12 protein-coding genes are annotated in these 11824 nt (G+C 71.4%); 8 read left to right on the top strand and 4 right to left on the bottom strand.

What is annotated here, in order from left to right; translation table 11 throughout:
• Window positions 1-71: 71 nt before the first annotated feature.
• From ACIBJH_RS16140 to ACIBJH_RS16130, 3 genes are read left to right on the top strand one after another with little or no spacing between them, the layout of a single operon-like run.
• The gene (locus ACIBJH_RS16140; RefSeq protein WP_399117473.1) at window positions 72-1841 is read left to right on the top strand and encodes a CocE/NonD family hydrolase; all 1770 of its coding nucleotides are present in this window, start codon (window positions 72-74) and stop codon (window positions 1839-1841) included.
• Window positions 1842-1884: 43 nt separating this feature from the next.
• Window positions 1885-2133, top strand: a complete 249-nt coding sequence (locus ACIBJH_RS16135) for a LapA family protein (RefSeq protein WP_381255699.1) — start codon at window positions 1885-1887, stop codon at window positions 2131-2133.
• Between the two features lie 13 nt (window positions 2134-2146).
• On the top strand, window positions 2147-2698 hold the full coding sequence (locus ACIBJH_RS16130; RefSeq protein WP_399117472.1) for a GNAT family N-acetyltransferase: 552 nt from the start codon (window positions 2147-2149) through the stop codon (window positions 2696-2698).
• Here ACIBJH_RS16130 and ACIBJH_RS16125 read toward each other — a convergent pair.
• Window positions 2670-3017, bottom strand: a complete 348-nt coding sequence (locus ACIBJH_RS16125) for a DUF6204 family protein (RefSeq protein WP_399117471.1) — start codon at window positions 3015-3017, stop codon at window positions 2670-2672. The genes ACIBJH_RS16130 and ACIBJH_RS16125 overlap by 29 nt on opposite strands.
• 145 nt (window positions 3018-3162) lie before the next feature.
• Between ACIBJH_RS16125 and ACIBJH_RS16120 the strand changes: the two genes are divergently transcribed.
• A complete protein-coding gene (locus tag ACIBJH_RS16120; RefSeq protein WP_399117470.1) occupies window positions 3163-5124 on the top strand; it encodes a DUF5107 domain-containing protein in 1962 nt (653 codons plus the stop codon).
• A gap of 47 nt (window positions 5125-5171) precedes the next feature.
• On the opposite strand, the gene ACIBJH_RS16115 is transcribed toward ACIBJH_RS16120, so the two are convergent.
• From ACIBJH_RS16115 to ACIBJH_RS16105, 3 genes are all read right to left on the bottom strand, one after another.
• Entirely contained in the window at window positions 5172-5519 is a 348-nt protein-coding gene (locus tag ACIBJH_RS16115) for a VOC family protein (RefSeq protein WP_019071338.1), read from the bottom strand.
• Between the two features lie 69 nt (window positions 5520-5588).
• Window positions 5589-6410, bottom strand: a complete 822-nt coding sequence (locus ACIBJH_RS16110) for a methyltransferase domain-containing protein (protein WP_399117469.1) — start codon at window positions 6408-6410, stop codon at window positions 5589-5591.
• Window positions 6411-6488: 78 nt separating this feature from the next.
• Window positions 6489-8006: a bifunctional phosphatase PAP2/diacylglycerol kinase family protein gene (locus tag ACIBJH_RS16105; protein WP_399117468.1), complete on the bottom strand. Its 1518-nt coding sequence runs from the start codon at window positions 8004-8006 to the stop codon at window positions 6489-6491.
• 118 nt (window positions 8007-8124) lie between these two features.
• Between ACIBJH_RS16105 and ACIBJH_RS16100 the strand changes: the two genes are divergently transcribed.
• The 4 genes from ACIBJH_RS16100 (at window position 8125) to ACIBJH_RS16085 (ending at window position 11694) form a co-directional block, all read left to right on the top strand.
• Complete coding sequence (locus ACIBJH_RS16100) at window positions 8125-8796, top strand: histidine phosphatase family protein (RefSeq protein ID WP_399117467.1); 672 nt, start codon at window positions 8125-8127, stop codon at window positions 8794-8796.
• A gap of 65 nt (window positions 8797-8861) precedes the next feature.
• On the top strand, window positions 8862-10481 hold the full coding sequence (locus ACIBJH_RS16095) for an ABC-F family ATP-binding cassette domain-containing protein (RefSeq protein ID WP_399117466.1): 1620 nt from the start codon (window positions 8862-8864) through the stop codon (window positions 10479-10481).
• 82 nt (window positions 10482-10563) lie between these two features.
• On the top strand, window positions 10564-10785 hold the full coding sequence (locus ACIBJH_RS16090) for a DUF6158 family protein (RefSeq protein ID WP_399117465.1): 222 nt from the start codon (window positions 10564-10566) through the stop codon (window positions 10783-10785).
• Between the two features lie 114 nt (window positions 10786-10899).
• Window positions 10900-11694 (top strand): RNA polymerase sigma factor SigF, encoded by a 795-nt coding sequence (locus ACIBJH_RS16085; protein WP_399117464.1) that lies wholly within the window; start codon window positions 10900-10902, stop codon window positions 11692-11694.
• The last annotated feature ends 130 nt before the right edge of the window (window positions 11695-11824 follow it).

Below are 11824 nucleotides of genomic sequence, written 5' to 3'. Positions count from 1 at the left end.
CCGACCGCCGTACCGCTGCCAGCCAACTCCCTTTGTTCTCCGCCGGGTTGCCCTCACTGTGGAGGTCCCCTTTGTCCCGTCGTGTCCCCGGAATCCGTACCGCGCTGGCTCTCGCGCTCACGCCCCTGCTCACCCTCACCGCCTCGTTCGCCCTCGCCGGCCGTGCCGCCGCCGCGGACCAGTACACCGTCACCGCACTGAAGTTCACCGTCCGCGCGGGCGGCCGGGACTGTGCGGTCGACGCCGACCTGTACCGGCCCGCGGGCGTGGACCGCGCCCACCCCGCGCCCGCCGTAATGGCGACCAACGGCTTCGGCGGCAGCAAGTCCGACGGGTCCACGGACGCCATCGGCAGGACCTTCGCGCGGCGCGGCTACGTCGGACTCGTCTACTCCGGGCTGGGCTTCGGGAAGTCGGGGTGCCTCATCTCGCTCGACGACCCGGACATCGACGCGGCGGCCGCGTCGGGACTGGCCGACTTCCTCGCGGGCACGCGCGCCGCGGACGACGGGACCAGGGCGGACTTCGTGACACTCGACGCGAAGGGGGACCCCCGGGTCGGGATGATCGGCGGATCGTACGGCGGCGCAGTCCAGTTGGCGACGGCCGCCGTGGACCACCGGGTGGACGCGCTCGTCCCCATGGTCACCTGGCACGACCTGGCGTACTCCCTCGCCCCCAACGACGGCGGGAGCGTACCCGGAGTCTTCAAGTGGCAGTGGACCAACGGCTTCTACCTCATGGGCGAGACCCAGCCCCTGACCGTGCCGGGCCTCGACCCCACCCGGATCAACTCCCTCGCCTGTGTGCACTTCGTCAGCGAGGCCTGCGCCCTGATCCGCACACTGAACTCCGGAAACTATCCGGCGAAGCCGATGGCGGACGTGCTCGGGTACGCCCACAGCGTCTCACCGGTGTCGTATCTCAACCGGGTCGAGGCGCCGACGCTCCTCGTCCAGGGGCAGGCCGACAGCCTGTTCAACCTCAACGAGGCGACGGCGACATACAGGACGCTGAAAGCGCAGGGGACCACGACGAAGATGATCTGGCAGTCGTGGGGGCACAGCGGCGGGGTGGCCGCCGGTGAACTCGACCTCAGTCAGGGTGACTTGGAGTCGAGTTACGCCGGGCGGCGGATCGCGGCCTGGTTCGACCGCTATCTGCGCGGGCGGACGAACGTGGACACCGGACCGGCCTTCGCCTACTACCGCGACTGGATCACGGACCCGGCCGACATCTACGCCACAGCCGACCAACTCCCTGTGCCGGACGAGAAGTTGTACCTCTCCGGCGACGGCAAGCTGGTGGACGACCGGGCGAAAGTGGCGCGCGGCAGCCGCGAGTACACCAACAGGCCTGTGCCCACGAGCCATTCGGAGAACTCGCTGAGCGGGATGACCGGCCTGCCGGACCCGGCGCCGTACGACACCCGTGGTACCTGCCTCGGGTGGACCGGTCCACCCCTGAACCGCCCGACCGACGTCGTGGGCGCCCCGAGGGCGACCCTCAAGGTCGTCTCCCCGGCCGCGCGGCGTGTGCAGAACTCCGGCGACGCCGCCGACAACCTCGTCCTCTTCGCCAAGCTCTACGACCTCGCGCCCGACGGCACCGCGACCCTGGTCCACCGGCTGGTCGCCCCGGTCCGGATCCCGGACGTCACGAAGAGCTTCACGGTCACCCTGCCGGGGATCGTGCACCGGTTCGCGAAGGGGCACCGGCTGCGGTTCGTGATCGCGGCGAGCGACGACGCCTACACCGGGAACCGGGGGATCAAACCGGTCACGGTGGTCAGCTCGCCGCGGGACACGGGGGTGCTGGAGCTGCCGGTCGTCGCGGACTGAGCCTCACCGTGCGTGATGGCCGATTCGGGCCCACCCTGGAGACATGAGCCCGAAGACCACCGAGAGCGGTGGGCGGACCGGCCAGCGGGAACGCCTGCTGACGCCCGCCCGGATCACTGTTCTGCTGCTCGCCGTCCTGGCCCTCGTCTTCATCTTCGAGAACACCCGCGCCACCAGGATCCGGCTGCTGATCCCCGAGGTCACCATGCCGCTGTGGATGGCACTGCTGGCCACGGCGATCATCGGCGCCCTCTGCGGGGCCTATTTCATGCGTCGGCGTCGCCGACCCTGACTAGGGTGACGGGATGCCGCATTCCACGTCCCGCTATCTCGCCCAGGGCCCCCGCGTGGGGATACGTCACTTCACCTACGAGGACGGTGCCGAGTTCACCGCGCGGGCCCGGGAGAGCAAGGACCTGCACCAGCCGTGGCTGTTCCCGCCGGCGAGCGGGGACGCGTACACCGCCTACGCGGGACGGCTGATCCAGGATCCGACCAAGGCCGGGTTCCTCGTGTGCGAGCTGGACGGCGGCGGCATCGCCGGGTTCATCAACATCAACAACATCGTGCAGGGCGGTTTCCAGTGCGGTGCGCTGGGATACGGCGCCTTCGCGCACGCGGCCGGGCGCGGGCTGATGCGCGAGGGGATGAACCTCGTGGTGGACCACGCCTTCGGGCCGATGCGGCTGCACCGGCTCGAAATCAATGTGCAGCCCGGTAACGCCGGGTCGATCGGTCTCGCCCGCAGCTGTGCATTCCGGCTCGAAGGCTTCTCGCCGAAGATGATCTACATCGACGGAGCATGGCGCGACCACGAGCGCTGGGCGATCACCGCCGAGATGCGGACTTCCGGTTGACCTTCATGGTGTCCAGGTCCGTGACCGTCGACTTCAGGTCGCGGAAGCCGTAGCCGAGGCCCTTCAGCGCGGTCTCGGCGCGGTCCTCCGCGAGCGCCGCCGCCATTTCCGCGCCGTCCGCCGCGTCCGACACCACCACATAGCGCCACGAGAAGTGCTTGAGCGGCGACGGTTCGTAACTGAGCGAGCCCTCCTCACTGAACCGCATGCTCAGCATCCCGTGCTCCGAGGCCTCGCCCAGCAGCCGCTGCCGCGCCTCGTCCGTCAGCCCGTCCCAGGTGCCCCGGACGATCACCCGGTACGTGTGCTGCTCGCTCATCCGCCGTTCCACTCCTCGGTCCGTGCCGTCGACCGCCCGACTCTACGTCGACCCGGACGAACCGCACGCGGAATTTCCGGCGCCCCCGCCTTTGCGGAATCCTGACCGGCGGCGCCCCTGGCCACCGCACCGGTTGCCGGGTTCCATGGTGATCGTGACGACGATCCGACGTGAGGTACTGACCCTGCCCACCGCGGAGTTGGGTCCGGACAACCCGCTGCCCCCACTGCGTCCGCTCGATGAGGCACACCGCATAGCCGACCGCGACCGGGAGGCGCTGCCCCGGGACATGGCCCGCCAGGTCGGCTACGAACCCCTCCGCAGCCTCCTGCCGACCCGCGTCCGCGACGGCTACGACAGAGACCGCGCACCCCGCCGGATCGACGCCCTGGTGATCGAGAACGACCGGCTGCGCGCCACCGTGCTCCCCGCCCTCGGTGGCCGTATCGCCTCCCTCGTCCACAAGCCCACCGACCGTGAACTCCTGTACCGCAACCCGGTGTTGCAGCTCGCCAACTTCGCCCTCAACGGCGCCTGGTTCTCCGGCGGCATCGAATGGAACATCGGCGCCACCGGCCACACCACCCTCTCCTGCGCACCCCTGCACGCCGCCCGCGTCCCCGCCCCCGACGGCGGCGAGATGCTCCGCCTGTGGGAGTGGGAACGCCTGCGCGATCTCCCGTTCCAGGTCGACCTGTGGCTCCCGGACGGCTCCGACTTCCTCCATGTCGGCGTCCGCATCCGCAATCCGCACGAGAGGCCGGTGCCCACCTACTGGTGGTCCAACATCGCCGTGCCGGAGGAACGCCGGGTCCTCGCACCGGCGTCGGAGGCCTGGCACTTCGGCTACGAGCGGCGGCTGCGCCGGGTGCCCGTGCCGTCGTACGACGGAGTGGACCGGTCCTATCCCCTCAACAGCCCTTACGCCGCCGACTACTTCTACGACCTGCCGGACGAGCGGCGGCGCTGGATCGCCGCGCTCGACACGGACGGGCACGGGCTGGTGCACACGTCCACCGACGCACTCCGGGGCCGCAAACTCTTCGTGTGGGGCACCGGCAGCGGTGGCCGCCGCTGGCAGGAGTGGCTCACCGAACCGGGCACGGGCGGCTACTGCGAGATCCAAGCGGGCCTGGCCCGCACCCAGTTGGAGCACATACGCCTCGACCCGGAGAGCGAGGTGTCCTGGCTGGAGGCCTACGGTCCGCTCGACGCCGAGGCCGAAGGGGAGTGGCCCGCCGTGGTGGACGGTGCCGAGGCCCGGCTCGAAACCGCCCTGCCCCGCGCCGACCTGGACGCCGCCTACACCGCCTGGAAGCCGTGCGCGGACACCGAACCCGGCGAGATCCTCGCCACCGGCTCCGGCTGGGGTGCCCTCGAAGTCCTGCGCACCGACTGGAAGTTGCCCGGCACGCCCTTCGCCGAGTCCACACTCGGCGAGGCCCAGGCGCCCTGGGCGGCGCTGCTGCGCAGCGGTGCGCTGCCCGAGCCGCGCCGGGTGCGGCCGCCCGGCGAGACCCCGGTCGCCCCGCACTGGCGGGACATGCTGGAGACGGCGCCCGCCACCCCGCTCACCGAGTACCACCTAGGAGTCACCCAATGGCACGCCGGCGATCGGGCGCAGGCGGTGCGCAGCTGGGAGCGGGCCCTCGAACTCGCCCCGTCCCTCTGGCCGTTGCTGCGCTGTCTGGCCGTCGCGGACCAAGAGGCCGGCAACCACGAGCGGGCCGCCGACCGGTACAACGAGGCCTTCGCCGACCTGTGCCACGAGCGGCGTGACGCCGGCCAGGGCTGGACCGCCGCCACGGCCGCGCTCGGCCGCGAGGCCGTCGAGGCACTGCTGCGCGTGCGGCGGGTCGCGGACGCCCGCGCCGTCTGGGAGATGCTGCACCCCACCACCCGCGAACGCGGCCGATTCCTGCTGCTCCAGGCCGAGTTGCTGCTCGCGGAAGGGCGGCGCGACGACGCGTGGGCGGTCTTCGCCGACGGCTTCGAGGTCGCCGACCTGCGTGAGGGAGCCGAGTCGATCGGCCGGCTCTGGACCCGCCTCACCGACGAACCACTGCCCACGCGCTACGACTTCCGGATGCGGCCGGAAACGCCCTGAGGCGAGGCGAGGCGAGGTGAGACGAGACGTGGACCGGCGGTCGGCCGTCAGCCCCGCCGGTCCACGTACTCGTAGACCGTCCCGTCCGGATGCACCGCGATCAGATTGCGGCCCACCGGTGTCGCCAGCGGGCCCGCGACGACCCGGGCGCCGAGTTCGGTGAGGAGCGTGTGCGCCTCGTCGACGTCCTTGACGGCGATGGTCGCCGAGACCTTGCGCAACACCTCCAGCTCCGCCTCGGGCCCGCTCATCAGCAGGAAGAAACCGACCGCGGCCACCGACACCCCGCCGCGCTCGAAACGGAGCGCCGAGGCGCCCGTGAGGCGTTCGTAGAAGGGGACGGCGGTCTCCAGGTCGTCGACGCAGATCCGCAGCGTGGCTCCCAGAATGTCCATACGGACGAGCCTAGTTGGGACGGCCGGGCCGAGGTGATCCTTTCGGACGATCCCGGCCCGGCCGCCCTGTCAGACGGGCTTGCGGCAGAGGATCTCGCCGTGCAGCACGGCGAACCAGCCGTCGTCCTGCTTTCCCCACTCCCGCCAGGCGTCGGCGATGGCGCGCAGCTGTTCGGTGGTCGCGTGGCCGCCCTCGGTCGCGACCGCCGCGTACGAGGACGCGACCGTGCGGTCCGCCCACAGACCGCTCCACCAGGCCCGCTCGTCCGGAGTATGGAACGTCCAGGTGCTGGAGGTGGCCGTGATGTCCGTCAGCCCCGCTTGCAGTGCCCACGACTTCAGCCGCCGTCCTGCGTCCGGCTCGCCACCGTTGGCGCGGGCCACCCGCCGGTACAGGTCCAGCCAGTCGTCCAGCCCCGGCACCTCCGGATACCAGGTCATCACCGCGTAGTCCCCGTCACGGACCGCGATGTACCCGGTCGGTTTGGTCACCCGCACCATCTCCCGCAGCGCCTGCACCGGATCTCCCACGTGCTGGAGCACCTGATGGGCGTGGACCACACAGAACGTGTCGTCCGGGTGGTCCAGAGCGTGGACGTCGGCGACCGCGAAGTCCACGTTCGTCAGCCCGCGCCCGGCGGCCGTGGCACGGGCCTGGTCCAGGATGCCCGGCTCGCGGTCGACACCGGTGACATGCCCGTCGGGGACCAGCGCCGCCAGGTCCGCGGTGATGGTGCCCGGACCGCAGCCGATGTCCAGGATCTTCATGTGCGGCTTCAGCGAACCGAGCAGGTAGGCAGCGGAGTTGGCGGCGGTTCGCTGGGTGTGCGACCGCAGTACGGACTCGTGGTGCCCGTGCGTGTAGACGGCGGTCTCCTGTGGCTTCGGCATGGCTCTACCTACCCCTTCGCGTCTTCTTCGGCGTAGGCAGAACGGTACGCGCGCATGTCGCATGATGAGACCTGCGTTTTACGATGTGGACTGACGGGTGATCAGGGACTCGGTCGGCGGCCGGTACACCGTCAGCCCCTCCGGCAACTCCGCCAAGGTCAACTCGCCTTCCACGTCCGTCACTTCACCGTCGTAGGCGAGAAGCGTGCCCGGCGCGAGACCGGTCAGGCGCAGGCGGTGGACCTGGACCGCCGCGTGAGCCGGGGAGCGGGTGAACGGACCGGCGAGGGCCGCCGCGAGCAGCCGTAGCGCCGGCCTGCGACCGCCGTGCACGACCCGTACGTCGAGCCGTCCGTCCGCCAGGTCGCCCCGGCGGCCCGAGGCGATGCCCGTCCGGTGGTAGGTGCCGTTGCCGGCGAACAGCAGCCACAACGGGCGGACACGGCCGCCGAGTTCGGCCTCAAGTGGATGCCGGTCGGCGCGCAGCACTCGCAGCGCCGCCAGCACGCCCGCGGGCCAGCCGCCGATGCGGGGCGCCCAGCGCTGCCGCTCGCGCACCAGCTCCGGATAGACGCCCAGGCTCAGGGTGTTGAGGAAGATGCCCCGGGTGGCGCCGGAGCTGAAGCGGCCGACGTCCACGCGGACGGCGTCGCCCTGTTTGATCGCCCGGCTCAGATCCCGGGGGCCCTCCACACCGAGGTCGTAGGCGAAGTGGTTGAGGGTCCCTCCGGGGAGGACCGCGAGGGGCAGGCCGTTGCGCAGGGCGACCTCGGCCGCCGCGTTCACCGTGCCGTCGCCGCCGCACACCCCGAGGACCCGGGCGCCGGCCGCCGCCTTCGCCAACTCGGCCTGGATGTCCGCCGGTTGACAAACGACGAGCTCGGCACCGGGCAGGAAGTCCGTCAGCGCGTCCGCCCGGTCCGCGGTGCCCGACGCCGCGTTGACCACCATGACCAGGCCCTCGCCGTCCTCCAGCGCCGGGACCTCCGCGCGCGGACGGGCCGACGGCACGACCTGCCCGCGGGTCGGCACCATCCCGCGCACCGCGAACGCCGCGCACGCCCCCAGCGCGGCCCCGGCCAGCACATCGCTCGGGAAGTGGACACCGGTGTAGACCCGGGACACGGCGACCGAGAACGCGATCGGGGCCACCACGGCGCCCCAGGCCGGCGACTCCAGGGCCACACCGGTCGCGAAGGCCGCCGCCGACGCCGCGTGACCGGACGGGAACGACGTGGTGATCGGCTGCCGCTTCAGCTGCCGCCCCGCCGGGACCGGGTCCAGGGCGGGCCGGGGGCGGCGCACGGTCCGCTTCCCGAGGGTGTTGATGGCGAAAGAGGCCATGCTCAGCGAGGCGAGACCCCGGGCGGCGGCCCGGCGGGCGCGCGGCGTACGGCTCGCGGCCACCGCGGCGGCCGTCGCGAACCACAGCACACCGTGGTTTGCACTCCGGCTCAGTCGGGGCAGCACCGGCTCACCGGCGGGCCAGTGCCGCTCGGCCGCCGCCTCGAAGAGACGGGAGTCCAGGGAGAGCAGCCATGCGCGCAGGGCGTGGCGGCCGGGAAGGGGGACCGTGAGGTCGACGTCGGGGCTCATGCGGTGCCGGGTACCCTGAAATGGCCGTTTGCTGCCCGGCGGACCGCCGGCGAGCCGATGCCGCCGTCGGTGGACCGTTCCAACCGTCGGCGGACCGTTTCATCGGAGGAACCCCCGCATGCGCCTGCTCCTCATCCGCCACGGCCAGACCACGGCCAACGTGGACTTCGTCCTCGATACGGCGATCCCGGGCGCCGAACTGACCGACCTCGGCCGCCGCCAGGCCGCGGCCCTCCCCGAGGCCGTGGCCGACGAGGACATCGAGGCCCTCTACGCCTCCACCCTGATCCGCACCCAGCAGACCGCGGCCCCGCTGGCCGCCGCCCGCGGCCTCGACGTCCGCGTCCGCGACGGCATCCGCGAACTGACCGCCGGTGACCTGGAGATGCTGCCCGGCGACTCCGAGCCGGGCCACGAGTACATGCGGATCGTGTTCGCGTGGGCAGCCGGTGACACACAGTTGCGGATGCCCGGCGGCGAGAACGGCGTGGAGGCCCTCGCCCGCTACGACGGCGTCATCGCCGAGGCCGCCGACAGCGGCGCCCGCACCGTCGCCATGATCAGCCACGGCGCCGCGATCCGGATGTGGACGGCCGCCCGCGCCGACAACGTCGACGTGGACTTCGCCGCCGCCCGCCCCCTCGACAACACCGGCATCGTGATCCTGGACGGTTCACCGGCCGACGGCTGGAAGGCCCTGTCCTGGGCGGGCGCACTGGTGGAGACGGCCGGACCGGACACCGAGGGCGGCCCGGCCGGACAGCCGCTCGACGCGGACCAGAAGCCGTAGCGAGGCCCTGGCGGGCACAATAAGGGTTTGCCCGGCCGCGAGGCCGCCCCACAGAATGCGTGGTCATGGGACATCTGGAAGCCGCACACCTTGAGTACTACCTCCCCGACGGGAGGCCGCTGCTCGGCGATGTGTCCTTCCGGGTCGGCGAAGGTGCCGTGGTCGCCCTGGTCGGGCCCAACGGCGCCGGCAAGACGACCCTGCTCCGGCTGATCTCCGGCGAGCTGAAACCGCACGGCGGCACCGTCACCGTGAGTGGCGGCCTGGGCGTGATGCGCCAGTTCGTGGGCTCGGTACGCGACGAGAGCACCGTACGGGACCTGCTCGTGTCGGTCGCCCCGCCCCGCATCCGCGCGGTCGCGGCGGAGGTCGACAAGGCCGAGCACGGCATCATGACCGTCGACGACGAGGCCGCCCAACTCGCCTACGCGCAGGCCCTTTCCGACTGGGCCGAGGTGCACGGCTACGAGTTCGAGACCCTGTGGGACATGTGCACCATGGCCGCGCTCGGAGTGCCGTACGACAAGGCGCAGTTCCGGCAGGTCAGCACGCTCTCCGGCGGTGAGCAGAAGCGGCTCGTCCTGGAGGCGCTGCTGCGCGGCTCCGAAGAGGTGCTGCTGCTCGACGAGCCCGACAACTACCTCGACGTACCCGGCAAGCGCTGGCTTGAGGAGCGGCTCAAGGAGACCCGTAAGACGGTCCTGTTCGTCTCCCACGACCGTGAACTCCTCGCCCGCGCCGCCGAGAAGATCGTCTCCGTGGAACCCTCGCCGACCGGCGCCGACGCCTGGGTGCACGGCGCCGGCTTCGCCACCTACCACGAGGCCCGGCGCGAACGCTTCGCCCGCTTCGAGGAGTTGCGCCGCCGCTGGGACGAGAAGCACGCCCAGCTGAAGAAGCTCGTCCTGAACCTCCGTCAGGCCGCCTCCATCTCCCACGAGTTGGCGTCCCGCTACGCGGCGGCCCAGACCCGCCTGCGCAAGTTCGAGGAGGCGGGCCCGCCCCCCGAGCCGCCCCGCGAGCAGGACATCACCATGCGCATCAAGGGCGGCCGCACCGGCGTAAGGGCCGTCACCTGCAAGGGACTTGAACTCACCGGCCTGATGAAACCCTTCGACCTGGAGGTCTTCTACGGCGAACGCGTCGCCGTCCTCGGCTCGAACGGCTCGGGCAAGTCGCACTTCCTGCGCCTCCTCGCCGGCGACGACGTGAAGCACACGGGGGAGTGGAAGCTCGGCGCACGCGTCGTGGCGGGCCACTTCGCGCAGACCCACGCGCACCCCGAACTCCAGGGCCGCACCCTCCTCGACATCCTGTGGAAGGAGCACGCGCAGGCCCAGGGCCCCGCCATGTCCCGGCTGCGCCGCTACGAGCTGACCGGCCAGGCCGAGCAGAGCTTCGACCGCCTCTCCGGCGGCCAGCAGGCCCGCTTCCAGATCCTGCTCCTGGAACTCCAGGGCGTCACCGCCCTGCTCCTCGACGAGCCCACCGACAACCTCGACCTGGAGTCCGCCGAAGCCCTCCAGGAGGGCCTTGAGGCCTTCGACGGCACGGTCCTCTCCGTCACGCACGACCGCTGGTTCGCCCGCTCCTTCGACCGCTACCTGGTGTTCGGCAGCGACGGCAGGGTCCGCGAGAGCACCGAGCCCGTGTGGGACGAGCGGCGGGTGGAGCGCGCGCGATAGCTCCCTCCGTGCGGAGGCTGCGGGGCCGGAATGTTCGTAGAGTGGACTGAAGGACCGTGAGACTCGACGAGCGGGGCACACCATGACCGGAGTCGACCCTGCGCGCCTGGACGACTCCCAGCTCATGAAGGAGCTGGAGACCATCCACCGCACGCGCCACGACACCCTGCTGTACGGCTCGAACGACGCGCTGCGCGCCCACAACGACCGCATGGCCCGGCTGGAGGGCGAGTACCTGCGCCGCCATCCGCGCCGCCTCGTGGCCCCCGGCCGTACCCGGCAGGGGGCACGCGAGCGGGAGTGACGCGGGTTTGTGCCTTGAGGTCGGGGGCAGGCGAACCTTCAGCGCTGGAGCGCAAACGCGTTCCCACCGGTGACCGTCCAACCCGGAGCATGCTCAAGGGAGTTGTGACGCACCATGCCCACTCGCACCGACAGCAGGCGACGTTCCCACCCTGACACCCCCGACACCGCGGAAGCGTTCCGCACCCTGGTCACACTGCCGCCCGGCCCGCAGCACGACATCGTCCGCGAACGCATCGTGGAGGCCTGGCTGCCCATGGCCGACCGGCTCGCCGGACGGTTCCGCAACCGGGGCGAGAACACCGAGGACTTACGCCAGGTCGCCGCCCTCGGCCTGGTCAAGGCCGTCGACCGCTACGACCCCGCGCGCGGCAACGCCTTCGAGAGCTACGCCGTGCCGACCATCACCGGCGAGATCAAACGGCACTTCCGCGACCACATGTGGACGCTGCACGTACCGCGCCGGGTGCAGGATCTGCGCAACCGGGTCCGGGTCGCCGGGCACGAGCTGGCGCAGACGGTGCCGGGGCGGCGGCCGACCGTGGCGGAGCTCGCCGCGCACGCGTGCCTCTCCGAGGAGGATGTGCGGGCCGGGCTTGAGGCGCTGGAGAGTTTCAGCGCGTTGTCGTTGGACGCGGAGGCCTCCGGCGGTTCGGACGGGTGGGCGCTGGGGGACGTACTCGGGGCTGCTGATCCGGCGTTGGACGTCGTGGTGGATCGGGAGGCTGTGAAGCCGCGGTTGGCTGCGCTGCCCGCGCGGGAGCGGGAGATTCTGTATCTGCGGTTCTTCGGGGACATGACGCAGAGTCGGATCGCGGAGGAGTTCGGGATCTCGCAGATGCATGTGTCTCGGTTGATCAGTCGGTGTTGTCGGCGGATTCGGGAACAGGTTCTTGAGGACGCCGCGTAGAGGGTTGTGTCTCGGCTGCGGGCCGGTGGGGGCTGGGCGCGCAGTTCCTCGCGCCCCTATACGAACTCGGCCGGTGTTCACTCGCTCGGGTCTCGCCGCGCGCGGCTCTCTCCTTACCGGGCTTCGATGG

The organism is Streptomyces sp. NPDC050548, assembly GCF_044457385.1.
Taxonomy (GTDB): domain Bacteria; phylum Actinomycetota; class Actinomycetes; order Streptomycetales; family Streptomycetaceae; genus Streptomyces.
The sequence above is the reverse complement of the archived record's forward strand: the minus strand, read 5'-3'. Positions and strand labels throughout refer to the sequence as shown.